The organism is Paenibacillus sp. 05T425, from assembly GCF_056396205.1.
The window spans coordinates 208,556-234,935 of the sequence record NZ_JBFTLA010000011.1 but is presented as its reverse complement, the minus strand read 5'-3'; the positions used below and the strand labels follow the sequence as shown (position 1 = coordinate 234,935).

22 protein-coding genes are annotated in these 26,380 nt (G+C 50.3%); 2 read left to right on the top strand and 20 right to left on the bottom strand.

Annotated elements, in window-relative coordinates:
* Positions 1–6: 6 nt before the first annotated feature.
* The 13 genes from AC1DF0_RS24205 to AC1DF0_RS24145 form a co-directional block, all read right to left on the bottom strand.
* Positions 7–849, bottom strand: a complete 843-nt coding sequence (locus AC1DF0_RS24205; RefSeq protein ID WP_442051414.1) for a carbohydrate ABC transporter permease — start codon at positions 847–849, stop codon at positions 7–9.
* On the bottom strand, positions 839–1,786 hold the full coding sequence (locus tag AC1DF0_RS24200) for a carbohydrate ABC transporter permease (protein WP_442051415.1): 948 nt from the start codon (positions 1,784–1,786) through the stop codon (positions 839–841). The genes AC1DF0_RS24205 and AC1DF0_RS24200 overlap by 11 nt, the downstream gene beginning before the upstream one ends.
* Before the next feature lie 21 nt (positions 1,787–1,807).
* Positions 1,808–3,109: an ABC transporter substrate-binding protein gene (locus AC1DF0_RS24195; protein ID WP_442051416.1), complete on the bottom strand. Its 1,302-nt coding sequence runs from the start codon at positions 3,107–3,109 to the stop codon at positions 1,808–1,810.
* A 115-nt stretch (positions 3,110–3,224) separates the two neighbouring features.
* Complete coding sequence (locus tag AC1DF0_RS24190; RefSeq protein ID WP_442051417.1) at positions 3,225–3,965, bottom strand: response regulator transcription factor; 741 nt, start codon at positions 3,963–3,965, stop codon at positions 3,225–3,227.
* A gap of 3 nt (positions 3,966–3,968) precedes the next feature.
* Positions 3,969–5,762 (bottom strand): cache domain-containing sensor histidine kinase, encoded by a 1,794-nt coding sequence (locus AC1DF0_RS24185; protein ID WP_477575624.1) that lies wholly within the window; start codon positions 5,760–5,762, stop codon positions 3,969–3,971.
* A gap of 168 nt (positions 5,763–5,930) precedes the next feature.
* Entirely contained in the window at positions 5,931–6,971 is a 1,041-nt protein-coding gene (locus tag AC1DF0_RS24180; protein ID WP_477575596.1) for an ABC transporter substrate-binding protein, read from the bottom strand.
* A 104-nt stretch (positions 6,972–7,075) separates the two neighbouring features.
* A complete protein-coding gene (locus tag AC1DF0_RS24175) occupies positions 7,076–7,906 on the bottom strand; it encodes a helix-turn-helix domain-containing protein (protein WP_477575594.1) in 831 nt (276 codons plus the stop codon).
* 139 nt (positions 7,907–8,045) lie between these two features.
* On the bottom strand, positions 8,046–9,041 hold the full coding sequence (locus AC1DF0_RS24170) for a cell wall hydrolase (protein ID WP_442051421.1): 996 nt from the start codon (positions 9,039–9,041) through the stop codon (positions 8,046–8,048).
* 116 nt (positions 9,042–9,157) lie between these two features.
* Positions 9,158–9,544 (bottom strand): iron chaperone, encoded by a 387-nt coding sequence (locus AC1DF0_RS24165; RefSeq protein WP_477575592.1) that lies wholly within the window; start codon positions 9,542–9,544, stop codon positions 9,158–9,160.
* Between the two features lie 168 nt (positions 9,545–9,712).
* On the bottom strand, positions 9,713–10,417 hold the full coding sequence (locus AC1DF0_RS24160) for an ankyrin repeat domain-containing protein (RefSeq protein ID WP_477575591.1): 705 nt from the start codon (positions 10,415–10,417) through the stop codon (positions 9,713–9,715).
* Between the two features lie 11 nt (positions 10,418–10,428).
* A complete protein-coding gene (locus AC1DF0_RS24155) occupies positions 10,429–11,949 on the bottom strand; it encodes an S-layer homology domain-containing protein (RefSeq protein WP_477575622.1) in 1,521 nt (506 codons plus the stop codon).
* A gap of 126 nt (positions 11,950–12,075) precedes the next feature.
* Positions 12,076–12,768: a response regulator transcription factor gene (locus AC1DF0_RS24150; protein WP_442051425.1), complete on the bottom strand. Its 693-nt coding sequence runs from the start codon at positions 12,766–12,768 to the stop codon at positions 12,076–12,078.
* Positions 12,746–14,245, bottom strand: coding sequence for a sensor histidine kinase (locus AC1DF0_RS24145; protein WP_477575590.1), 1,500 nt, complete (start codon positions 14,243–14,245; stop codon positions 12,746–12,748). The genes AC1DF0_RS24150 and AC1DF0_RS24145 overlap by 23 nt, the downstream gene beginning before the upstream one ends.
* Before the next feature lie 154 nt (positions 14,246–14,399).
* On the opposite strand from AC1DF0_RS24145, the gene AC1DF0_RS24140 reads away from it, so the two are divergent.
* Positions 14,400–16,844, top strand: coding sequence for a DUF7507 domain-containing protein (locus AC1DF0_RS24140; RefSeq protein ID WP_477575589.1), 2,445 nt, complete (start codon positions 14,400–14,402; stop codon positions 16,842–16,844).
* Positions 16,845–17,023: 179 nt separating this feature from the next.
* Here the strand turns inward: AC1DF0_RS24140 and AC1DF0_RS24135 are convergent, their stop codons facing one another.
* Positions 17,024–17,689: a FusB/FusC family EF-G-binding protein gene (locus AC1DF0_RS24135; RefSeq protein WP_477575588.1), complete on the bottom strand. Its 666-nt coding sequence runs from the start codon at positions 17,687–17,689 to the stop codon at positions 17,024–17,026.
* Between the two features lie 378 nt (positions 17,690–18,067).
* On the opposite strand from AC1DF0_RS24135, the gene AC1DF0_RS24130 reads away from it, so the two are divergent.
* Positions 18,068–19,120: an NAD(P)/FAD-dependent oxidoreductase gene (locus tag AC1DF0_RS24130; protein ID WP_477575587.1), complete on the top strand. Its 1,053-nt coding sequence runs from the start codon at positions 18,068–18,070 to the stop codon at positions 19,118–19,120.
* A gap of 296 nt (positions 19,121–19,416) precedes the next feature.
* Here the strand turns inward: AC1DF0_RS24130 and AC1DF0_RS24125 are convergent, their stop codons facing one another.
* The 6 genes from AC1DF0_RS24125 to AC1DF0_RS24100 form a co-directional block, all read right to left on the bottom strand.
* Positions 19,417–21,111 (bottom strand): S-layer homology domain-containing protein, encoded by a 1,695-nt coding sequence (locus AC1DF0_RS24125; RefSeq protein WP_477575586.1) that lies wholly within the window; start codon positions 21,109–21,111, stop codon positions 19,417–19,419.
* 110 nt (positions 21,112–21,221) lie between these two features.
* Positions 21,222–22,031 carry an N-acetylmuramoyl-L-alanine amidase family protein gene (locus AC1DF0_RS24120; RefSeq protein ID WP_477575585.1) on the bottom strand — a complete coding sequence of 270 codons (810 nt, stop codon included), beginning with the start codon at positions 22,029–22,031 and terminating at the stop codon, positions 21,222–21,224.
* Positions 22,021–23,262: a CapA family protein gene (locus AC1DF0_RS24115; RefSeq protein WP_477575584.1), complete on the bottom strand. Its 1,242-nt coding sequence runs from the start codon at positions 23,260–23,262 to the stop codon at positions 22,021–22,023. The genes AC1DF0_RS24120 and AC1DF0_RS24115 overlap by 11 nt, the downstream gene beginning before the upstream one ends.
* Positions 23,259–24,041, bottom strand: a complete 783-nt coding sequence (locus tag AC1DF0_RS24110) for a M15 family metallopeptidase (RefSeq protein WP_477575583.1) — start codon at positions 24,039–24,041, stop codon at positions 23,259–23,261. Before AC1DF0_RS24110 ends, AC1DF0_RS24115 begins: the two co-directional genes overlap by 4 nt.
* 138 nt (positions 24,042–24,179) lie before the next feature.
* Positions 24,180–24,941, bottom strand: a complete 762-nt coding sequence (locus AC1DF0_RS24105) for a hypothetical protein (protein ID WP_442051433.1) — start codon at positions 24,939–24,941, stop codon at positions 24,180–24,182.
* Positions 24,938–26,380 (bottom strand): sensor histidine kinase, encoded by a 1,443-nt coding sequence (locus AC1DF0_RS24100; RefSeq protein WP_442051434.1) that lies wholly within the window; start codon positions 26,378–26,380, stop codon positions 24,938–24,940. The genes AC1DF0_RS24105 and AC1DF0_RS24100 overlap by 4 nt, the downstream gene beginning before the upstream one ends.

The window sequence follows — 26,380 nt, the reverse complement described above, 5'->3', positions numbered from 1 at the left end:
TCCCCCTTATTTTAAGCCCGTTGTAGCTACGCCTTCGATGAATTTTTTTTGCGCGAAGAAGAAGACCATAAGCAGCGGGAGCGTCGCCATAACCGATGCCGCCATCAGCAAATGCCAAGCCGTTCCCGCCGTATCGGTGAACAGCTTCATTGCAATCGGCAGCGTGAACAGCTCCGACGAGCTGATATAGATAAGCGGATCGAGAAAGTCTTCCCAGCTGTTCAAGAACGTGAAGATCGACAAAGTTGCGAATGCTGGCGCAGCTAAGGGGACCATAATGCGCCAAAATGTCTGCCATGGCGTGCATCCGTCAATATCCGCAGCCTCGTCGAGCTCCTTCGGAATCGTAATGTAGAACTGCCTCAGCAAGAACACGCCGAAAATACCTCCCGCCCCTAGAATAGGCGGTACGATTAGCGGAAAATGATTGTCGACCAAGCCAAGTTTCGTGAACCAAATGAAGTTCGGTATGATCGTTACTTCGTTCGGAATCATCATTCCGCTAAGCAAGATCAAGAACAGCACACCCTTCAGCGGAAAAGACAGCTTCGCGAACGCATATCCTGCAAGCGCGGCCACGATACAAGTGCCGACCGTTACGAGAACGGCGATGTACAAGCTGTTCCAGTACTGAGCCAGGAACAGCGGCTGCGTCTTGAACACCTGAAGGTAATTGTCCCAAACGATCGGGCTGGGCAGCCATTGCGGCGGAAACTCGAATACTTTCGTTTCGTGCTTGAGCGAGGTCGTCACCATCCACAGAAACGGGGTGATGATAACGGCTGTAACGAGCAGGAGCAGCATATAGCGCACTGCCGAAGACAAATAACGCAGCGTCCTATTGTTCATGATGCACCCACCTTTTGCGGAAATTCCATTGTACGATCGTCAGAATCAACACGAGGAAGAACAGAATGAACGCCACCGCCGAAGCATAGCCGAGATCGAACGTTTTGAAAGCCAATTGATAAATGTAATAAACAAGGACGTGAGTGCTGTCTCCCGGTCCCCCGTCCGTCATGACGACGATCTGCGAGAACACCTTGAGCGAGCCGATCAACGTAATAATCAACGTTAGGAAAAGCGACGGCGATATCATCGGCAGCGTTACGTTCGTAAACTGCTTCCACTTCGAGGCTCCGTCAATCGTGGCTGCTTCGTAATACATCTTCGGCACATCCTGAAGCGCCGCTAGGAAAATAACCATGTTCATGCCGACTTTCTTCAGCACGCTTACGATGATGACGACTGGCATTACGAGTGCGGTGTCATACAGCCACGCCGGGCCTTGTATCCCGAAGTAGCTTAACAATTGATTAAGCAAGCCCGCATCCGTTGCAAAAACATACTTCCATACGATCGCCCATACGATAATCGACGTCACGACCGGCGTGAAGATCGCCGTGCGGAATATCCCCGCTCCAGGGAGTCTCTTATTGAGCAGCAGCGCCAGCATTAGCGCCAAAATCAAGTTCAGCGGTATTAGTCCAGCCGAGAAATACAGCGTATTGCGAACCGTTGTCCAGAACATATCGTCCTCTGTCAGGACATGGACGTAATTGTCCGCGCCTACGAATGAAGACGGATGCAATAGCGAATAGTCGGTAAAGCTCAGCCCGAAAGCTGCGATGATCGGACCTGCCATGAAGATAAAAAATCCGAGCATCATCGGCGCTATAAATAAATAACCGTAAATGGCGTTTCTTCGCTTTAGTCTGTTTTTGCGAGGGCGGGGCTTCTTAAGCCCCGCCCCGCTCTCTATCACAGCAGCGTTAACGATCTTCATGCTGCGCTCACTCCTTCGCTGCTACTCGCCTAAGATCGGCGTCAAATCCTGCTCCATTTTGCCAAGCATCTCTTGAATGGTTCCAGTCTGCGTATAGATAGCATCGAAGTTCAGCTTCATCTTCTCGTCAATCTTCTGGAAGTTTTGGAAGCTCTGTCTGACCTTCGCATTGCCAATCTGCTCCAGCACCGCTTCCTTCACGCTTTCAGGGGACGGGCCTTGCGCCAGAAAGGCGTCGGATTCGAGCACGCTCTTGCGGCTAGGCACGAAGAACTGTGAGGTTACGGCCATATTATCCGAATTAGTCAGGAACTTAACGAATTCTTTCGCTTCCTCTACATGATCGTTGTCCTTCGTTACGAAGTAAGCGGCGTAGCCCAGTGTCGTCCCTTGTCCGCCTTGGCCTTTCGGCATTGGGGCGATATCCCACTCGAAGTCCGTAACAGCCTTCGCTTTGCCCATGTAGCTGAACAGGTCTTGCTGCATTGCCAGCTTACCCGATTCGAATGTCGTCTGATCGCCTGGCTTTGGATGAATCTTCGAAACGAACATCGCATCGCTGAAATATTGCAGCGCCGCTTCGCCTTCCGCCGTATTAAGCGTGAAGCTCTTGCCGTCAGGACTGAAGAAATCTGCTCCGTATGCCCAGACCAACGTTTGAAGCGATTCAATCCAGCTTGTGTTCCATCCGCCCGGACGGATCAGGTTCATGCCGTAAATGCCTTTGTCCGGCTGCGTCAGCGCAGTAGCCGCCTTCGTCATTTCCTCGTACGTCCAGTTGCCCTCTTCGTACAGCTGACGCGGCGTTTTCAGACCTTTTTCCTCAAATAGCGTCTTATTGTAGTAGATCATGTTCGTCGGTGTGGAGAACGGAATGCCGTACAGCTTGTCGCCGTCGGTGACCAGATCCAGCGTAGCAGGAATGAGGTCGTCCGCTTTGTAGCTCTCGTCACTCTTGATGGATGAAATATCTTCAAGCTGTCCTGCGTTCATGAATTGCGGTATTGCTCTCTCCATCAGCCATACCACGTCGGGAGCAGTCTTCGACGCCATCATGATCGACAGCTTCTGTTGGTAGTCGGCCGCCGGAATAGTCATGATTTCCACGCTCACGTTCGGGTGGTCCTCGCGGTACTTTTCAATCAACGTTTCATACATCGCCTTGTGCGTATCATTGCCCCAAATGCTGAATGTCAGCTTAACCGGCTTGCCGTCCGAACCGCCCGCGGCCTCTTTTCCTCCGTTGTTCGACTTTGAAGAGCAGGCTGCTGTCAAGCAAGCGACAAGCAGGATCACGCATAGTATCAGGAAGCTTTTTCTCATCTTATATATCCCCTCTCACTTTGTGATAAGCGCTTACAAAATCGATTATAATAAAAAATTCGCGCCGCAATAACGACACGAATTCCATAAATGGTCTAATATCGTAAGGTCTTTATCATTGCTCTCTGTACTCCGTCGGCGTACAGCCGATATGCTGCTTGAAGAGCGATGCAAAATATTTATGATTGGCGAAGCCGCATAACGGAGCAATCTCGGAAATCTTAAGCGTCGTCTCCTTCAGCAGCTTCTTCGCTTTCTCCAGCCTTCGCTCCGTTACATAATCGGAAAGATTCTGCCCCGTCTCGCGCTTGAATATATCCGACAAATATTTCGGATGCAAGTACACCTGCTGCGACAGCAGCTGAAGCGACAGATCTTGGTCTAGCGACTGCTTCACGAACTCCTTCACCTTACGGATCATGAGCCTCTGCTTGTCGTCGCTAGTGTCATTCGGATCGTCCTCTCTCCCCGTTCCCGCACCGCTGCCGTTCTTCTCCTGTACACGCGCAATAACGCGAGCCAACTCGACACGATCAATCGGCTTGAGCAAATAATCGATCGCCCCGTACCGCATCGCTTCCCTCGCATAGACGAACTCGTCATGGCCGCTAATAACGATAATAGGCATCTCGCGATTCGTCTGCTTAAGCCGCTTCAGCAGCTCAAGACCATCCATCTCGCTCATCCGAATATCAGTAATCAGAAGATCAACTCGCTCCTGCGTCTGAAGCCATTCGATCGCCTCGAGTCCGTTGCTTGCTTCCGTCAGCCTAAGACCATTCGTTATGACGTCCTCTATCGCTTTGCGCAGTCCTTGCCTTATCTTGATCTCGTCCTCAACGAGCAATACGTTCATCCTTTATTCCTCCCACTGAAAAGGCAATCTTATGCAAAATACAGTTCCCGTCTCGCCAGAAGTCGATTCGATATAAAGGCCGTAAGGCTCGCCATACAGGATCAGCAAACGCTGATGTATGTTGCGCAGCGCATAGCCCTTCGACTTCGTGCGGTTATCCTTCAGTCTGTCCCGATCCCTGTCCTTGTCCGACGCGGCATCGGCAGCTCCCTCGTTCCGCAGCGTCATTCTGCGCTCAATCATATCCCGCCGATCTGCCGGTATGCCTACGCCGTTGTCCTGTACGTAAATGTACAGATCCTGTCCCTCTACCTTGGTCGAGATCGTCAGCTTAAGCGTGTCTGTACTAAGACCGTGCTCAATGGCATTCTCGACTAGCGGCTGCAGGATCAGCTTCGGAACAAGCGCATACTCATGTGAAAAATCGACAAGCAGCTCGCTCTCCAGCCGATCCTCCAGCCGGAACGCTTGAATGTTCAGATAGCTCTCAACGAAGGATAACTCATCCTTCAAATAGACAAGCCGTTCCTGCTTGTTCACCGTGTAGCGAAGCAGCTTGCCTAGACTCATGATCGTATCTGACAGTGCCTCGTTCTTGTCCTTATGCGCTGCCATACTAATTGATTCGAGCGTGTTGTACAAGAAGTGAGGATTGATCTGGCTTTGGAGCGCGTTCAGCTCCGATTCCTTCTCCCGCAGGCGAAGCTCGTACATGTCCTTGATCATCGTATCAATCTGTGACACCATGTTGTTGAACCCTTCGGTCAGCAAGCCGATCTCGTCATTCGAGAACACATCGGCCTTCTCATGGAACTCACCGTTCTGAACGCGCCTCATCTTCTTCTGCAAGTGACGGATCGGATTCACCAGTCTGCTCGACGTGAAGACGGCAGCCGCATAGGCCATCAACAACGAGCCCAGCGATATCCATAACGTGAAGCTCGTCAACTGCTTAGCTGCGAACAGCACGTCGTCTCGCGGAATGATGCCGACGATATTCAGACCGCCGTAATTCGTCGTTCGGCTCGACACGAGCACATTCTCTTCCTTCGCTTTGTCGACAATATCGTAATAACCGTAGCCCAGCGCATCCTCGAACGGATAGATTCGCTCCAAATCTTCATTGAAGACGTAAAGCTCGCTGTTTTTTGTCACTTTGACCGACGTCAGTATTTTTTGAAACCCTTCGCTCGTCAAGTCGACCTTCACATAACCAAGCTCATGGTTCGTCACCGGGTCCTTTATCAACCTAGCTAGCGACAGCACCTGCTTCGGATTGTCCAAGTAATAGCTGCCCGCCGACGGCGCGATGACCGTCAGTCCGCCATCTTTACGCTGCGCCTGCCGCATCCAGGGATTCTCATCCGGCTTCCAGCTCTTGCGAACCGTTTCCTGCAGATTGCTGAACAAGCTGCCGTCCAGCGCGAAGATGAACATGCCTTCCATCTCCGTCTGTTCGATAATGCCTGATGCGATGAGCTTATTCATCCGCGATATTTCATCGACCTTCAAATAGTTGTCCTCTTTGCGCGGACCGTTATGGTTCTGAAGAATCTGCAGCACGTTCGGATCGTAATATAACGATATCGTTATACGCTCCATCTCTTTCATGTACCGTTCCAGATTAATCGATACTTGTTCCGCAATCTGATCCGAATACGCCTCGGCATCCCGCTGGCTGTTCTCTGAATATTTTTTGTACGTAAGCACTCCGCTAATTAGAAATGGAAGCGTAATCATTATGCAAAACATAAATATGAATTTGGTCCGCAGCGATACGAATAACGGCTTCGGCATTCTCAAGGCCGTCTCCCCCTGTATGATGTCGTTTATGATAATGAAGAACAGCTATATCATACACTAAGCGTACAAGGCTGTCGCCGTCTTCTTCCGGCAAAATAATAAGAGCGCAAGCAGGAGAAGATCCATTCTTCTCTCACTTACGCTCTACTATGGTCATCCTGCTTACTTCTTCAAAGCTTCGGCAATCGCGGCTGTTCCGTTGGTGCGACTGATTGGGCCATAACCGAATGCCAGCTCGCCGTCGATCGCGTACACTTGGTTCGACTGAACAGCTTTCAGCTTCTTCCATACTTCGCTCTGCTCCCACTCGTCGGAGAGTGCGGCCATCGACTTATCGTTGTAATTGAAGTAGCCGAGGAAAATATGGTCCGGGTTGATCGCGGCTAGTCCTTCCAGCGTCAGCTCTACGCCGTCGCCTTCCGCTTCCTTCGGCGGCGTCAAGCCAAGCGGCGCATAGTAATCGCCGGCATATGCCGTGCCCTGCAGCCAGATGTTCTTATCACGCACTTGCAGATACGCAACCGTACCTTCCACGCCGTCTAGCTGCTGCTTCGCTTGCTCGACTTGAGCCGAAGCTTCATCAATCTTAGCTTTTGCGTTGTCTTCAAGTCCGAGCACAGCGCCCAACTGCGTCATAACGCCCTGCCAATCCGTCCATACATTGGTCTGCTCTTCATCGATAAAGACGGTCGGAGCGATCTGTTTCAGTTGATCGGCAATATCTTTATTCGTCGCGCTGCCAGCTAGAATGACATCGGGAGCATACTGCAGCAACGCTTCCAGATTCACCTGCGTATTCTCTCCTACGACAGAAACATCATCGTATTGCGCGACATACGGTTTGTACACTTCCGTTCCGAGGAACGACTGCTTCTCGGTGAAAGGCAGCGTAATCGCGATCGAATCGAGATCGAAGTTCATGAGCTCCTGCGTTAAGCCCCAATGAACGAGCGCGACTATCTTCGGCTGCGCTTCGATCGTCACTTTCTCGCCGCCTGCGCTATCCACTTCTCTTGGATAAGAAGCCTGCTCGGTAGTGCCCGTTCCTTCATTCGATGGGCTGTTGGTCGCTTCGCTTGGCGCATTCGTTGCATTGCCGCCCTTATTGCCGGTGTTGCCCGCATTGTTCGAGCACGCGCCGACAACCAGCGCCACTAATAAAATGATGCACGCTGTCAGCAGCGGCATATTACGTTTCTTCATTTCAATCTCCCTTTCGATATCGCCCTTACATTGATAGCGATTCTCATTATCATCGTTAATGATAACATTCCAGGATCGCTTTTCAAATAGATTATTTCCCGAACCTAGGATGGATTATTTCTGCTCTGTTGCCGCTTMACGTCCGTTGGTGACAGCTGGTAATGTTTCTTGAACAATCGGCTGAAGTAATAAGCATCGGCATAACCCACGCTTCTCGCAATGTCGCGCACGGAGAACGGCTCGTTCATCAGGAGCTCATGAGCAACGCTCATCCGGTATTTTATTAAATAATCAATCGGGCCAATGCCCGTGTATTTGCGAAATAGATACGAAAAGTACTTAGCCTTGAGCCCTTGCTGGCCCGCTAAACTCTCCAACGTGATCGGCTCCATATAATGCTGACGGATATAATCGATCGTTCCCTCCATCATCGGCTGGCTGTCGCTGTTTTGCTGATACCGTTCGAATAGAAGCGCTTTGTTGACCAAGCGATAGAAGAGCGTCTTTTTCTCCAGCAGCTCGATATTGCCAAGACCTGTAGATAGCTTCCGCAGTTGTTCCATCATCTGCAGCAGCGCTACATCCATCTCGATATGCAGCACGTTCACCTCGGACATCACTGAAAGGACAGCCTGTCCAGCAATAGCCGGCATGTAATGAATAAGAAAATATTCGAATTCCTGCGAATGCACAATAATCTCCATATGCCGATTGTACCCGCCGAGGAAGGCCCTGCCTGGTTGCAGCATATAGCTGATTCCGTCATAGATGAACTCGGCGTCGCCGCGAAGCGCGACAAGCAGCGCGCATTTCTTGGTAGGCTCGTACTTATGGCCCGCATGGTGACCTTCCCCTAGTACCGTCCGATACACGCCGAACAAATCAATTGGCGTCTGCACGAAATAAGCAGCCAGATCTTCGTATTTGCTGTCCATACAAGCGCCSCTCCCGCATCATGAATATTAGATTCATTTTACTGTAGAATGAGGACTGACTCAACGGCGCTAGCGACTCTTTATACGGAAAAAAAAGCCCGTCATGACTCATCGTCATAACGGACCTTCGTTCGAAGCTTTATTTTGCGAAGCTATGGTGCCCGATCGTTACGATAACGTCGAGGCTGGACCAGAACTCGCCTTTGGATACCTTCGGGTTAAAGAAGTAGACCGCATCCTCAATGTTGTTCTTCCCGTTCAAAGCATCCTTCGCGGCACGCAAGGAGCTTGCATTCGGCTTGCTCTTATCAAGCAGGCCATTATGTGCCGGCGGGAATTGCTTTCCGGAATAGATAACGCCCTTGATCGTGTCCGGGAAACGGCTGTCCTTGACACGGTTCAAAATAATGTTGGCGATACCAAGCTGTCCCCCATAAGGCTCATACCCCGCCTCAACCATCGTAATCTTAGCAAGCAGCATCAAGTCTGCTTCTGTATACGGCTTAGCAGGCGTATCCAGAATCGAAGGCACGACCACCTTCAGCTTCGTTCCCACCTTAAGTTCGGCTTTGGCATCAATTCCATTGCGCTTCAACAGCTCCGCATTCGTGCTGCCGATTTCCTTGCTAATCTCATCAATTCCGTATTCTTCMGTCGTAACAGCCGGCTGAACCGTTACCAAGTCTAGAATGGCATCCTCTGCATTCCAGTTTACCTTAGCATGCATCAGCTCGGCAGCATGGCGGAGCGGAACATAGATTCTGCCTTCCGTCATGAACGGAGCAGCATCCATCATATAGCGGCCGCCGTTGAAATAAACGACGGGAACGCCTATTCCGAATACGATTTTGTCCTTCAATACTGTATGTATCGTTGCTTCCTCGTTGTCTTTGTCCCAGCTTACGCTTGCTCCGAGCAAGTCAGCTATACGGGATACAGGAACATAAAGTCTTCCATCCTGTGTTCGAACCGGATCGGTCATCTTCATAATCTCGCCATCCAGCTTAATCGTTACGCCTTCCGCAACCGCGCCATCTTGCGCGGATACAACGGACAGCGGACCGATACAGAGCAACAGCATCGTCAACACCATGACGAGCGTCAGCCTGTTTGTCGGCTTTCCTTCTCTGACCATGAGTACCTCCTGCATAATAAGATTTAGGTCGTGTTCCGACTTACGTCTACTCGCAAGATTATAACACGCTTACATGGCCCGTAGGATTAGGGTTTTCACAGAATTGGGGCATTTGGCTACTTTTTCTTGCCCTTTTCAGCTGCTTTTTGTTCGTTTTCTGCGACTCGATAAGCAACCATTCTACGAATTAAATCGTAGGGCAACGGCTTGCCAAGCGGGAATTGAATTGCCCCTTTAGACACCTTGTAAGCCGACAATTCCTCTAGAAACGGCGGTATTCCGCTTGAAGTCGGGTAGAAGCCGATATGTTTTTTGTACGCTGCAAAAAAGACCAAACTCCCGTAATGCTTGAAAGCCGGCATCTGATAGCCGATCGTTTCGGCAGCCTCCGGCGCGGCTTCCTTTATGACGCTTCTTAATTGCTGAAGAACGGCCTGCACCTCAGGCGTGAACATGGCAATGTATTCGTCGATCGTATCGTATGCCGTTTTGTTTGCGTCCATAGCCTAGCTGCTCCTCTCCTAATAATCAGATACGATTCATTATAGCCATAATGAGCTAAAAGTTAAATTGGAAACAGGGTTTGTATCCCGTTATGAAAAGAAAAGACGGTACAAGGTTATGACCTCGTACCGCCTTATCCTTATTAGCTGCTTCTCTGCCGGACGCTTCTACTTCGCGCCAGCTTTCAGCAATATAGCTTCGATCTCCGTGAAGCCCATCTTCTGAGCATGCTTCAATGGGGAAACGCCGCTGCCGTCTGGAATATTCACGTCTGCCTCGTGCTCGATGAGCAATTGAATCGTCTGCTGCTGTCTTGCATTGCCGTCGTTCAAAATGATCGCTTCCAATAGTGCCGTCCACCCAAGGTTATTGACGTGGTTCACCTCTACCTTCGTTTGCGTCAGAAGCTCCTTGACCACATCCACATATCCGTGCTCGGAGGCGGGGATAAGCGCCGTTCCACCGAATCGATTCGTGATGGAGGGATCGGCTCCCGCCGCAATCGTCAGCTTCAATATATCCAAATAACCTTCTGCTCCCGCATACAGAAATGGACTATTCCGCATATGATCCAGCAGGTTCACGTCCGCTCCCGCTTCAATAAGAGCTTTGGCCGAAGCTAGATCATTATTATAGGTTGCGATCATCGCTGCTGTTCTTCCGCTTGCATCTTGAACGTCTAGATTAGCGCCCTCCAGAATCAGTTTCTCGATCGTTAGCGAATCTCTGCGCTCCGCTGCTTGGATCAGCCTGTCTTCTACTGACATCGATGCACTCTCCTTTTTTTCCGGCGTCTTCTCTTCTTGTACGGCGCAGCTTTGAATGACGAGCATTCCGCTTAAGGTTATGGCAATGATCAGCCATTTTGTCATAAAGCCCTCACTTACTTGAGCGTAACGGTTACGGAGGAAGCTGCGGCAGTTGCCCAGTCGCCGACAGGCGTTACTGCATAAGTCGTTCCGGCAATCAATTTGCCGTTATTCGTTACATCGAAGACGCCCGTTGCGCCCTTGCGGCTCGAATATTTGTAACTTGCCGTTAACACGTCGCCATTCGGTGCTGTCAACGTTATGCTGCGTCCGGAGAACAGTTCGTCTCCCGGGTCTTGCGTCAGGGTCACTTCAATCGACGTTTCGCTAATCGCTTGCGCCCCAGCCACTTGCAGCGAGTCGAACGATTTCGCAACGAACGAAGCGCTAGCGATATTCGCCCAGTCGGAGGACACTGTGTATTTAACCCCTGGAGTCAGAGTTAGACCGTCAGGCAAGCGGAACTTCGGCTCTTGCTTCCCGTCCGTTGATTGCGTGAACGGAACGTACTTCGCGACGATCGGTTCACCGCCCTCAGGTGTAATAACGACTTGCCTAGCTTGCATGGACGAAATAATTTGATACGTTTGGCCGTTCGCTTGCTCGCGATCGTTCAGAACGAAAGCATTCGCTCCGCGGCCGCCGCTGTATGCGGAAATAATGTAGCCATAGTCGATTACGCCGCTAGCTTTCAGCGATGCCAGCTCGAATGTATCGTTTGTCACTTGGCTCGCCGTCGTCATATTCAATTTCGTGCCGCTGCCCGTGAAGGAGCCTGCCGCTGTGCCTTTATAAGCCAGGTTGTACGTTTCTCCCGCCTTTTGGACGGAGGTCGGCACAATATAGGTTGCGGCGATCGAGCCTGTTTTCAATCGTGGCATATTCGTCAAAGTCAGACCGCCGCTGAAAATAAAATCCGTCTGCGCTTTGGCGAACACTTCATCCGCAGCTGTAAGCGGCTTATCGAATGTAACAATTAAGGTGATGGCATTCAGCGATCTAACGCTCGTAAGCTTGGCCTGTTCGGAAGGAATCGCTTTGCGAGCGGTTTGCAGCAAATATGCTGTTTCGCCACGCGTTGCGATGCTGCTCTCCGCGTAGAAGACGCTCATCCAGTGCTGGACGGATTTGATATCCCGCTGCAGCGCTTTGGATACGACTTGCGACAGCTCGGCATCCGATACTTTTCCTTGCGGGTTGAATGCTCCGTCTTGGACTTGCATAATGCCTAGTCCGACAAGCTTCGTTGCGTAAGGCGCAAACCATGCGTTCGGATTCACATCCGTAAGCTCTGTTGTCACGGTTGCCGCCTTGTTCTCCAAGTCGAACACTTTGTACACCAGCGTTGCCAATTCGGCACGGCTAATTTGTCTATATTCACCCAACGAACGGTCTACATACCCGTTCATAATGCCGAGTTTATTCAATTCCTTGACCGCTGCTTCAATCTGCTGATTGGTAAGCTGCGCAATCGAAGCTGCAATATTTGCGACGTTCGTGGCTGCATGTGCTTGTTGCGCAACGACTGGCATTGCTGCTGTACCTAGAGCAGTAACGGTTAAGATTGTTGCGATTTTTTTGGCGATAGGATTCATGTTCATCATTTATTTCACTCCTCTATGGGTTGTTGTTACCTGTAGCTCTAGCATAGAGGATAGAAAGAAACTCCCGAGGGCAAATTGATTAACAAAATATAAACTGCGTCTAATTTTTATCGAAACTCACACGGTGAAGCGATAGCCTGCTCCCCACACCGTCTCGATATATTCCGGATTCGACGGCTCGGCCTCAAGCTTCCCGCGAAGCTTGCGGATATGCACCGTAACCGTCGCGATATCGCCGCTGGAATCCATGCCCCAGATCCGCTCGAACAGCTCTGTTTTGCTGAACACGCGGTTCGGATGGCTCGCCAGAAATACGAGCAGGTCGAATTCCTTCGTCGTAATCGCGACCTCTTCGCCTCTAGCGAACACGCGGCGCGACGCTTTGTCGATTTGCAGCCCTCGAATATGGATTTCGTCCTGCTCTGCAGGCTTATGCTTGCCAAGCAGCCGCTCGTAACGCGTCAGATGGGCCTTCGCTCTTGCGACCAATTCGCTTGGACTGAACGGCTTCGTAATAAAGTCGTCGACGCCTAGATTGAACGTGCGGATCTTGTCGATCTCCTCCTTCTTCGCGGACACGACGAGAATCGGCACTTCCTTCACCTCGCGGATGCGCCGGCATAGCTCGAACCCGTCCAGACCCGGCAGCATCAAATCGACGATGATAAGGCTGTAGTCCTCCCCAAGCGCAAGCTTCAGCCCCTCATCGCCGGTGTGGCACAGATCGACACTGAAGCCGTTGAGTTCAAAATAGTCCCGTTCCAGCTGAGCAATCGTCGCCTCGTCTTCAATAATTAGAATTTTCGTCATTGCTTATGTTCGCCTCCTCGTTGGTCAGCCGTTTCAGCTTAATATAAATCGTCGTTCCGGCTCCGAGCTCGCTTGTCGCATGGATGAATCCGCCATGCTCGTCAATGATTTGGCGAGCGATCGCCAGTCCTAGCCCGCTGCCGCCCGTCGAGGAATTGCGGGATTGCTCCGCGCGATAGAACCGGTCGAATATTTGAGGGATCGCCTCCTCCGATATCCCTCTGCCGTTATCCTGGAACGCCATCGTGATCCATTCCGAATCGGCATGAAGCGTAATGCCGAACCGCTTCTGATCCTTGTTCATATACTTCATCGCATTATCCACAATGTTGACAACCGTGCGCTTTAATTTATCCAAATCCACAGAAGCGATGAGCGGGCCGGAAGTTTGGTTGTCCCACTTGAAGGAAACCCCTTTGTCCTCCAGATCATATTGCAGCTCCTCGATGCTGTCTTCCAGAAACGCGACGATATCGACCTCTTTGAACAAAAATGGTTCTTGATTCAAGTCTAGCTTAGAGTACAGGAACAGCTCATCGACCAGCTTATCCATGCTGACGGCTTTCGAGTGAATGATGTTGACGTACGTCTCCATTTTCTCGGGCGTATTKGCTACCCCGTCTCGAATGCCCTCGATGTACCCTTTAATATTCGTAATCGGCGTGCGAAGGTCATGCGAGATGTTGGAGATAAGCTCTTTGCGGTTCTCTTCATCCTGTCTGCGCAGCTCGTTGGACTGCTGCAGCTGCTTACGCATGCTCTCGAAAGCTTCGTTTAATTGACCGACCTCGTCATTGGAGCTGAGCTCAAGCTTGAACGAGAGATTGCCTGCCTTGATTTGTTCGGCGGAATTCCTTAGCTGATTAAGCGGCTTGATGAAGCTTCGTGTTATCCAGCGGTACAGCAGCAAGTTGGCTATAATAAGCACTCCGATTAGCAAGAGCGACATGACAGGAAGCAGCTTGCGAGTCAGCTCCGCGAAAGGACTTCGCTCCCGAATGACGAATACGCTTCCCCGGTCTCCGTCCGAATATTGGAAATCGAATTTCGCATACGCGTAAAATCGTTCGCTGATGTTAAAGGTGCTTCGTATTTGATTGTTGCTCAGATCATAGGGCGGCAGCGCCTGCTTCAACTCCGGCTGATTGAACGTCAGCGATTCGAAGATTTGGCTGCTCTCGCGCCTCACGTAGAGCCCCGACTTCTCGGCTCTCAGCTTCATGTCGTATTCACGCAGCAATTCCTTGTTTTGGAGCTCGTCGGGATCATTTTTGGCCAAATACTTCAGCTCTTGGAAGATCGACTCTCCCTGCTCCGTCAACGGATTGATCTGATAATGCACCTTATAAATATCACGAAAGCTCTGAAGATCCCCCGTCGCTGCAATCGTGTAGAGGCTCGCGGTGAGCAGGATGAACAGCAGGCTTATGACCAGCATGCCCGTGAAGGACAGCAGCATTTTAATTCGAATCGACATGTTATCACCTTCTAATGATCGCTATTGGATTAGTTAGTGCACATGTTAACACAAGATCGAAGCAAATGCCCATGGTAAAATAAAAGTGGAGTGGCACGCGCTCGCCTGTGGCGGCATATCGTGGTTACAACTAGTTATTAGCGGAGGCGATAAAGTGCCATTTGTACTTCGGTTTAGCGGCAATGATACCGGAGCGATTACGTTCACCGGCAATACGTTAGGATTAAGCCGTTCGGGAACTGAGGGCGTCCCCGGCACTCGCGATTATATAGGAGCATTCGTTACGGTGGATACGTCTATGCAATTCGGATCTTATCCTGCAGGGACGACCTCCGATTTCAATCTAGACAGCGCAAGCGCTATATTAAGACTGCCAGATGGCAGCGAAGTTCTCTATGCGGAGCTGATATGGGCCGGAACATACGAAGTAACGAACGGCACGAACAATTACTTCGCGTTCATCGACAAGCAGGTTTCGATGATTACGCCGCAAGGAACAACGTTCAGCATAACGCCCGATCCCGCTACAGCCCAAATATCACATCGTAATGCGACTTCCAATTATTTTCGCTCCGCGAATGTAACTGCCCAGGTTCAAGCCGGCGGAGCTGGGATTTATACGGTCGGCGGCGTTGTCGGCAACATTGATCTAGGCAACAGCACCGCGAATAACTGCGGCTGGACACTGTGCGTTGTTTATGAAAATACCGCCCTCCCCTTCCGAAATCTCAGCTTAAACGTGGGCATCGTCGAGATCGCGTTCGGAAGTGATCCGTCCGTAACGGTTCCGCTCTCAGGCTTCGCGACGCCGTTCGAAGGGCCTGTTAGCGGCAGAATGGCCCTCGTCGCTCAAGACGGCGACGCCAATAAAGTAGGCGATCAAGTATTATTCGGCCCTGACGACACGAACTTAACGATTCTGTCCGGCCCTAACAACTTCGCCAACAACTTCTTCGCTTCGCAAATCAATAACGACAGCGGACTTCTAGATACCTCGGGAACGTTTGGTGACCGCAATCAAATTAACGGAGAACCGGGATCCCAAATCGTAGGCGGCAGGCAGAGCTGGGATATTACGAATGTGGATATTTCCCCAACGTTGACGAACAACCAGACATCAGCTGCCTTCCAATTGCGAACGACGAATGACGGCTACGCCGTCCTTGCGGTCGGTATCTATATCGATATCAATTCGCCTCGTATTACCGTGGACAAAAGTGTGGATGCCTCAGCTGCCGAAATTGGTCAGATTTTAACGTATACCGTCGTTATCACCAATTCGGGGACGGTATCAGCCGATGCGATGTTCCTCCTCGACAGCTTGCCTAATGATACCTCGTTCGTTCCGGGCAGCATTACCGTCGACGGAATCGACGTGCCTGGCGATCCAATTACCGGAGTGAGCCTTGGCTCTTTGGCGCCCGATCAGTCTATCGTCGTCATGTATCAAGTCGAAGTCGTATCGTTGCCGGCGGACGGGTTTATTACGAACCAAGCAGAAGTTGTATTTAGTTATCAGAGCGTGCCCGGCGGCGATGTCTTTCCCGGCGACATCACGTCCAACGTCGTTGTGACGCCTATCATACCGCCTAATTATAATCTCAGCATCGTGAAAACAACGAATACTGCGCTCGCCGTTCCGGGAGAGATTGTCCGATATTCGATCACAGTCACGAACTTGTCCAATGCGCCACTGACGAATGTGCGAGTGTCCGATCMCGTATTGCAATTCGATCGGGTGATCGCGGAGCTTCCTTCGGATGAGTCCATCACGTTCACGATCGATTATGTCATTCCTAGTGGAACGATCCCGGAGACGGAGATCGTGAACACAGCGACTGCTGGATCCGATCAGACAGCTTCCGTCATAGATACCGCTGTCGTTACTGTACTGCCTTCACCGAACTTTACGGTAACGAAGACGGCGAATCGGCCGACAGCCGCCCCAGGCGATACGGTTCGTTATACTCTCGTGGTGACAAATACCGGCAACGTCGAACTCACCGGGCTTCGCATTACCGACCCTCTGCTCGGATTCGTCAGAACGATCGATTCGCTGGCGATTAACGAGACGATAACGCTGGAAATGACATTCGTCGTACCGTTCGATGCAAGCAACGGCTCAGTTATTACGAATGTCGCTACCGTTGTGACCGTAGAAGCTCCCCCTAAGGACGCAGAAGACGATATTACCGTCGTTGGCGAGCCCCCGGTACTGGTCACGAAGTCGGCATCCACTGACGAAGTGACATTAGACGAACAAGTAACCTATTCAATAGAAGTCGCCAATAGGGGAAGTCGTACTTTGCTCAATGTTCGGCTGATCGACGTCATTCCCGAACCGCTTGAATTTGTCCCTAACAGCGTAAGGGTAAATGGCGATCTGCGTCCTGGAGAAGACCCGAGCGGTATCGTGCTAGGTACGCTAAAACCTGGTGATGGGTTCATCGTCTCGTTCATCGCCCGTCCGCTTCGCGGCTCTGACGATCGAACGGTAACGAATCAAGCAACTCTAGTATTCAAGCTCGAGCTGTCCGGGCTAGACTTCGAAGTGGATTCCAATAAGGTCGAGGTTCAGGTTATCGAGGAGGAAGAATAGGCATTTGTTAATAAATAAGGCTGAAGCGAAACCTGCCGCTTCAGCCTTATTTTCATTCTAATTGCTGTACAGTCGTTCGTCTCCATTTTCTATTCCCGTCCTGGCGGATAGCAAGATGGGAACCAGCGAGGGACTGTCCATAATATATATGGCACAGTCCCTCTGCTCGTTTTAACCAATTAAAATTTATCTTCACCAACAATATCCCGAACAAATCTCTCCAACGCTGCCGTATCGGTAATATTGCGGTTGCATGCCTCGCTACTCGCGCATAAATAGTTACCGATTGCTTTATAATAGTCTGCTGAGGCGTTGGCCGGCTTTGACTTCGTTAAGGCCGTGAATAATGCGACTTCCTCATGCCGATTGCATACGAAGCATACACTCTTCTTATTCGTAGGCGTAAATCTGCCCTCGACTCCAACCAGCTTGCCGCCTAGCTCATACGCAAGATACATCCGGCTTGAAGCGATATCCGTCCAGCCAAGATACGTGATCTTGCGTAGATCAATAGCTGCCAGATCGGGAGTCTTCAGCTTCTTCACCTTCGGAAACAGCTTCTTCACCTGCTGATCCGTTGCTTGCACGAAGCTCTCTACATAAGGCTCAAGCTCCTGCAAATAGGCCTCAAATTGCTCCGTTCTCTGCATAGCCGATACGCTATCAAGCATTTGCTTTTGTTGCTCTGTTGCCTGCGGAAACGCCTCACTTATTTTCATTAGCATGCTTTGTCGGACCGCTTCGATTACCTTCCGGTCGGCAACCGTATTGCAGGCATGCTGAAGCTGGCCTACCAGCTTCTTAATCAAGTTATATTGATGGTTTCTAATAAATGGTGTTGTCATTGCTTCTCAGCCCCTTATTATTTGTGAATGGCATATAAGGTGCAAAGCCCACTAATTAGAAACGATAACGATATAAGCTTTCACGGGCGATCTATTATCAATATCGAGTCACCCCATACAAAGTATCGCCCCTTCTATCAGGCTTTGCATGAGTCGCTACATTTACCGGCAAAGTGTTTTGCCATCTCTACCGACCTCCTCCGATGAATCATAATTCATTATAATACGACCTCCTTCCAGCTACAACATGTGCCAAATTAGCGACGAATAATAGCTAATTGTTGACGATGATAATCGTTATCAATATAATGGAAGAAGATACTTATCGCCTTTCAATCGGGGAGACCGATTATTATAAATGGGAAGAGGAATTTATACATGAGCGAGCAACAGTTGAAGTTATTCGATGTTACGATTATTGGCGGCGGGCCTGCCGGCTTGTATACCGCTTTCTACAGCGGTATGCGCGATTTGAAGACGAAATTGATCGAGGCGCGTGAAGAGCTCGGCGGCAGAATTCTAATCTACCCGGAGAAAATGATCTGGGATGTCGGCGGCGTAACGCCAACATTAGGCGAGAAGCTCATCGAGCAGCTCGTTCAGCAAGCCAAAACATTCGATCCGACTATTGTGCTCGGACAGCATATTACCGCTTATGAGCGCCAAGAGGATGGTTCGATCATTCTGACATCGGCCACAGGAGAACGCCACTGGACGAAGACAGTCGTGCTGGCTATCGGATACGGCATCCTCCAGATGGCTAAGTTAGAGATCGAAGGCGCTGACCGATACGAAGTAAGCAACCTTCATTACACGGTGCAGGAATTGGAGATTTTCCGAGGCAAGCGGGTGCTCATCTCCGGAGGAGGCGACTCCGCGGTAGACTGGGCGAATGCGATCGAGCCGATTGCCGCCAGCTTGACTGTCGTGCATCGCAGAGATAAGTTCGGCGGTCATGAGCGCAACGTAAGGCAGATGAAGTCTTCCTCCGCCAACGTACTTACTCCTTATGCCGTCGATTCCCTGCAAAGCTCCAACGGCAAAGACATTGATCAGGTTATGATCAGCCATGTAGAGACGGGTGAGAAGCAGCAACTGGACGTCGATGCGGTTATCGTCAACCACGGACTGCGGTACAATTTTGGCCCGATCAAAGAGTGGGGCCTCGATATGGGCGACTGGAACGTGAACGTATCGAGCCGCATGGAAACGAATATTCCAGGTATCTACGCAGCGGGCGACTTCGTCGATCATGACAGCAAGGTTCACCTGATAGCCGGCACATTTACCGACGCCGTTAACGCGCTCAATAGCGCCAAATTATACATCGACCCGCAAGCCGATAAAGTCGCTTACGTCTCCTCGCATAATGCGAAGTTCAAGGAGAAGAACCGCGAGCTTGGCGTTCTGGTTGAGGATGACGAGCATTAATTAATAATTATATAATAAAAAGCTTAGCTCCCTCGGAGCTAAGCTTTTTTTGTCCGATGCTCAATTGAGTGAACAAGCGCTGTTCTTGAAATAACGGGAATTTCCCCTGTTATTTTTTCGGAAATGACCTATTGATTTGGAATAACAGGGATTCCTCATGTTAATTTCGCCACAGTCACCAATTCGACCGAAATACAGAGTTATTAACAGGAGAAATTCCATCTAATCATGAAAATAGGCAAGTAGAGCCGTAATAACGGTACATTTTCCAGTTATTTTGTTCATACCTTACTGACTTATACCGGGTTCATAGCGAGAAGCATCCCCAGTATGACCGATACGGATTCCGCGCGAGTCGATGGCGCTGCCGGAGCGAACTTGTTGCCAGGCGTGGCTTCCGCTTGGATCATGTTATGCTTCACAGCTGTGGCAACACTATCCTTCGCCCACTTCGGAATAGCCGATTCGTCCGCGTAGCCAGTAGATGCGCCCGTGGACAGCGCCAGCTTCGAAGCGCGGACGACCATGGACACCATCTCCGTATGGGTGATGCCCGCACCCGGTCGAAACGTGCCGTCGGTATAGCCGCTAATAATGCCTAACGCTACGGCTTTCTCTACATAAGGAAGCGCCCAAGCAGCGATCTTGTTTTTGTCTTTGAAGGTTAATGGCGCTCCCGCAACGGCGGGATTCAACGCCTTAATTAACAGCGTAGCGAATTCAGCACGCGTAATGCCGCCATTCGGCTTGAAGCTGCCGTCTGTGTAGCCGCTGGCGAAGCCAAGCTTCACTGCGGTAGCAATTTCATCTTCGGCCCAGTGGCCCACTGTATCAAGGAACTTGCCGGAGCCCGCCGTAGGATCTTCAACCGTAACGGTGCAAATATCCTTGTATCCGCCAACGTCCGACTTGGCGATAATCTTGGCAATACCAGGGTTAACCGCTGTTACTTTGCCGGAGCTGTCCACCGTTGCAATATCCGGATTCGCGCTGCTCCACACGACCTTCTTGTTCACTGCGTTAGCAGGCAGAATGGTCGCCGTCAGCGTTTCGCTTTGTCCCTTCTGCAGCGTTATTGCGTTTTTGTTCAAGCTAATACGGTTCAGAACAATCTTGTCGATGTTTACGAGTTCCTTGCTCCATATTTCCATAAATTTAGGATCCAACTTAATAATCGGTGTATCCGGCTTAATGATAGGTGAAGTGACATCTGGTAAATCAATAATAATATCGATCGGCCCGAAGATATCAGGGTCTATATTCAATCGAACCTTCGTCCGGACAAGCGTCGATATCCAACCAAGCGACTCCGCATCCGTTAACGTGTATTTGTCTACAACCGGTGTAACCGTATAAGCATAAATAATATCGTTTTTCTTCGCCGTTGCCTTATCCTCGTAAACAAGCGGCCCGATATAGTCTTCCGTATTGCTTACCACGAACGTCTTCGTCCCGTCTGGACCGTCGCGCTTGATCTCGTAATAAGATTCCATATTCGTATGATCCGTCCACGTAATTTTCACCGTGCCGTCATTGTTAGGTGTTGCGACCAAATCCGAAGGAGAACTTGGCTGCAGCACCTTGTAGGGACCAAGAATCCGTTCGTCATAGCTGTTGTCGCCTATAAAAGGTTTGAATAGAACGCCCAAACGAAGCCTTACCGACAAGTAAGCGGGATCAATCGGAATTTGAAAAATCGCTCCAGAGCCAGGCGCTCTGAACCAGGAAGGATTATTGTCCAAAGCAAAATCCACTCTTGGTATCTCCGTCGTCGTGAAATGACTGTCATCCGTATAAGAGAAACGATACGTCCGACCGGCAATCAGATAAGGAACGCTCAGCGGTTTTTGCCCTGCCCAAACATCCCCACCTTCATAAACGCTGTACGTGAGTATGCGAGCTATCGCGGACGCACTAGGAATCGGGCCTAACGTGGACGCGAATAGGATGATCGCGAACAGCGCTACCGCGATCTTTTGAAACCATTTCATTAAATGACCTCCTCAACTCAAGCGAATAGCTATCCATTTTCCTTCAAAATGTATGCTTGCTCGTGAGGAGTGATTCCGAAGATTAAGACGAAAGGGATGATATTGCGCATTCACGGCAATTCTCCGCTAACATCTGCGCCGTCCGCATTAGAAAAATACTCCTTCAACCCATCCACAATCGCCTGAGCCACTTGGTCTTGCCAAGCTTCGTCCAGCATTTGCGCTTCTTCCTGGGGATTGGTCAGGAACCCGAGCTCCATGAGAATAGAAGGACTCTCATTTCCATCAAGCACCTTCCAGCCTTCCTGCTTGACTTCCCGATCGGGAAAGCCGGTCGTCTCGGCAAGCTTCCTATGAATGATGTTCGCCAGCGGAAAGCTGCTAGCCGCATCGTAATAGGTCTCCATCCCGGTGACGCTCGAATCCTCATACGTATTGCCGTGGATGGATAGGAAAGCATCGGTATTCAGCTCATTCGAATATAAAGTGCGATTCTCCAGCTCGATGAACGTATCGTCCGTGCGCGTCATGTACGGATTGTACAGCGGGTCTTCCTCAAGCAGCGCATACACCTTCTGAGCCAGTGACAACGTAAAATCTTTCTCCTCTTTACCGCTTGCCCCGTTTGCTCCAGGGTCCTTCCCGCCGTGACCGGCATCAATTACGATTGTAAACCCAGGTAGCTCGGCTTCCGAAGGCGAAGAAGATCCGCCGGCATTCTCCAACTCATTCGAGACTCCAGATAGAGCGGAGTCGCCATTCGTATGCACAGGCGGGTCCTGGTCATAAGAAGGCCAAAGAATAATAGCCAAAGCGATAATACCAAGCAACAGTATGAGAGCGCGAAGCCGCGAACGACCTCGCTTCCTACCTATCAAGTCTCTATTCATATTTCCTATTTTTCTCGATTTAACTTGCATTCGCGTTCACATCCATTTGCGACATCGTATCTTTATAAGAGCGTTCCATTCTTGTTTTGAAAGCATCTGAAACCGACTTATTATCCTTGTAGCCTTCCGCAGGCAAAACCCTGTACGTGTATACGGAGCCGCCTTGCTCCTTATCCCGATACACCCATGTCGGAACATAATCGACCTTGCTAATGACCGTTTTGCCCGTCTCGAGGTTTTTGCTGATCTCGAAGCGAACAATGACGCCGTCCTCCGTGTACACATTATCGAGTGTCTCGGCCCGTTGATTTGATATGAAATTGCCCATTGAATAGATGACAAACGTTTGGTCCAGCCATTCCGATCTTTGAATGACATGCGGGTGGCTGCCAAGAATAATAGCAACGCCGGAGTCGGCCAGCATCTGAGCCAGCTCTTCCTGCCTGCCGGACGGCTCGCGCTCATATTCATTGCCCCAGTGGATCGATGCAACGATAAGATCCGCTCCTTGCGCCTTTGCATATGCGATGTCTTCCTTCATCTTCTGCTCATCCACGACATTGATCATGGCATCCAGCTCGTCCGCCGTAAGCATACTCTCGAGTCCATTGACATGCTCCGTATAGGATAAAAAAGCAAGCTTGATGTCTTTAACCTCCTTCATCAGCACCCTCGATTCCGGCCGGCTCGCATACGTACCGACGGTGTCCATAGCGTGATTGCGAATCGTGTCCAATGTTCGAATGACGCCGTCCTTACCTGTATCGAGACTATGATTGTTAGCCGTAGTCATTACGTCGAAACCCGCTTCCTGCAGCGCATCTACCGCTTCATCAGGCGAGTTGAAGCGCGGATATCCGGAGTAAGGATACTTGTCCTTGCCAGCCGTTGTTGTCTCAAAGTTCGCGATCGCGACATCCGCTTCTTCTATGATCGGCTTCACCACTTCGAATACCGGCTTAAAATCATAGCTGCCTGCATCAACTAATGCGCTCTCTAGCTGCGTATTGTGGAACATAATATCGCCGACGGCTGCAAGCTGAATCGTAATGTCGCCGGATTTTTCTTGCTCCGATTCCTGACCCTGCTCCACCACCGTCAACGCCTGCGGCTTCTTGCTTTCGCCATCGCCCTTGTTTGCGCCGACGATGCCCTCATATCCCTGTATCCAAACAGCAACGCCAACTGCCGCTCCGATGATTGCCAATGAGATTACTCCTGCTCCCAGCCTCTTCCTCCACATCCCTTTTCCCCGTCTCATGATTGTTGCTCCTCATCCACATATTGCTCATAGGTCAGTCCGCTCTCGAACACCTTAGTCGCCAGCTCGATACCTAAGTACCGAATATGCCATGGTTCATAGATATAACCGGTAATGTCTTCCTTGCCCTTCGGATATCTAATGATGAATCCATATTCGTGAGCATGGGCCGCTAACCATTTCCCTTCTTCCTTCTCGCCGAAATCTTCCGTCAGCTTGAGCGATACGCTTTCGCTCGTTACGTCCATCGCAAGTCCTGTTTGGTGCTCGCTTTGGCCTGCCTTCGCGCTATAACGATTCGCTGCTTCCTCTCCCGCCTGCTTGGCATAACCGGCGAACAGCGCATCTTGCGTCTTGAAGGAGCGATAGCCTGAACGGGCATACAGCTTATGTCCTTCCTTCTCCGCCCCGGCGAACAATTGCTTAAGTGCCGCAGCCGGCTCCTCTCTCAGTTGATTCACTTCGGGATTCTCGAGCACCGTTGGCACCTCCACCTTCACCAAGTCTTCCGGCACCTCGGATTCTTCGAGAGGATGTTCCCGATTGACCAATGCTTTAATCGTCCAATCGTACGCGACTTTGTCCGCTTCTATTACATCAGCCATTGTTTCTTTCAACGGCGTCTTCTTTGGAGGCAAACCTTCTGCTTTCGTCCCGCTTGCTCCTTGAGCCTGTGCCTGCGGGTCCGCGTCCCGTCCGTCACATGCGGTCATCATCGAAAGCGTAATGACCGCTAAGGCTGTTACGGCTACGAGCTTCGTCCTTCTATTTCTTGTCATTGCTTACTCTCCCATCTTCGTCGGTGACATGCTGCTAGTGTAACGAAGCGGCATATTAGAAGTGAGATAGACTTGTAATGAAGTTGTAAAATATCAAAAAAACGCAAAAAAAAGAGACTAAAATCAGTCTCTTTTTCCTTACTTGGATATTTCGTACATTCGCTTGCCGATCCATAGCTGCAGGATGGTCATAATATCTTTGTAGAAGCCTACAACTTCGCCAGTKAGTGTGTTAATCAGCACACTTAACTCAACGACGTCGCTATCCTTTTTCTTATAGTACAATTCCGTCACATATCCGCTTAAATAGTAGCTGTCATCCCATTCCAATGCGCTCTGCGTATAATCGCCCATCGTCTCGATGAATTGATCTGCTTTGGCTACCATGCCGTTAATATCAAATTTTTTATCTACGGACGTTGGACGTTTCTCTGCGTCCACTCTCGAGAGGCCGACAACTTCGCCATCCTTCGCGTTCATGACGACGCCGTATATATCCTCGGAATCGTATTTGTTAACGATCGTGGACATGTAGATGCCGTTAGCGACCTCGCCTAATTGCTCTTTATACTCAACTAGAAATCCCAGCTTCATTTTCATATCGTTCGTCGCATCCGCCAATACCGCTTTGATCTGCTGTTGATCCATAGAGGTCGTCTCGATCAATATATCGTCCACCGACAGATTATGGCCAAAGTATTTGTTCACCGCATTAACGCTAAGCATCTTGACGGACTCTTCCGAAAGCACGCCGTTATATTCCACCTCTTCGGCCGGCTTATCTTGATTGATTTTTTTGACCATGACGGTATTTTTCGGAATACTCGAGTAGAAGCTGCCGCATCCGGCGAGCAGCATACTGAATATCGAAACAACGAGCAGCGTTGCGATCATTCTCATGTTCCGCTCACCTCGATTGCACGGTTTGGTTGCCCGAAAACAACCCGTATCGTTGTGCCTCGCCCAAGCTCGCTGGCCACTTCGATCACGCCATGATGAAGCTCCGCAATACTCCGGCAGATCGACAGCCCTAACCCCGCTCCATTGTTGTTCCTCGTTCGAGCTTTGTCCGCCATATAGAACGGCTCGAATATGTTGGCGATATGCTCCTCGGCAATTCCTTTACCCTCATCCGCGACTTCAAGCACGCATGCCTCTCCTTGCATTGCCGTACGGATCGTGACTCGTCCCTTCTCGCTTGAAGCTTTGACCGCATTGTCCACTAGATTGAATATGATGACCTTAATCAAATCCTTCTCAGCCAGCAAAGGACTATCCTCGCACAGCAGCTCAAGCTCGATCGCCTTCGCGCTGGCAATTAACCTGAGCGAAGATTCCATCTCCGCTACAATATCCTTCAAGTTGTCCGGCTTCATCAGGGGCTGTCTGTCGGTCAGCAGGATCAAATCCATCAGCTTCGTCGACAACGCCTCGAGCCTCTTGCCCTCATTGTAAATCACGTTAACCCCTTCAAGAAAAGCCGCCTCGTCGTATTTGGTCGTCCGCATATAATTGGCATATCCAATGATCGACGTTAACGGCGTCTTCAGCTCATGGGTAATATTATTGATGAAACGCTGCTGTGCGCTGTTGTTGCGTTCCAGCTCGATGATTTTATCCTCGACGACCGATGCCATCTCATTGAAATTAGTCGCCAATATGCCGATTTCATCACGGGATTTCAGCTGTACCCGCTCCGAGAACTGACCTTGAGCGATCTCCTTGGCTGTACGAACCATATTCTCGATCGGCTTCGTCAGCCCTTTGCTGATGAAGAACATCACGATCATGTAGAGCAAGCATGCGCCAATGTCGATTTGAATGAATAACCGGTACTGCTCCACCCGTTCCGCATAAAGCGGCGAAACATCCTTGACGTAGGTGAATACATAGCTTTTCTGATTAATGTCCGTTACGTTCGTTGTGAAGAGCATAGTACGGCTGTCGATATCTCTCAAAATATATTTGATCTCGTCCGGCTGCAGCCCCTTCTGCTCCTCGCGGTCTGCCGGCATGTCAAAGTCCAGGTTACTATAGATCGTTTTGTTCTGGTCGCCCGCAATTTCAAGGTAGTTGCCCTGGCCGCTGTTCTTCTCCACGAACTCCTGAGCGATATTCGTAAGCACGGTTTTCTCGTAATCAATGGAATCGTAAATGCGCAGGATCGGCACGATCGCGTTCACGCTTGAGTTAATGCTCATGTTCGCGCTCAACGTGTTGTTGATCTCCTGCAGCAGCATTTTGCTATGGTTTCGTTCGATGACCATGATGGAAGCTGCATTGAATATGACGATGAACGTAATAATAGAGAACAGACATATTTTCTGCCAAAATTTCAT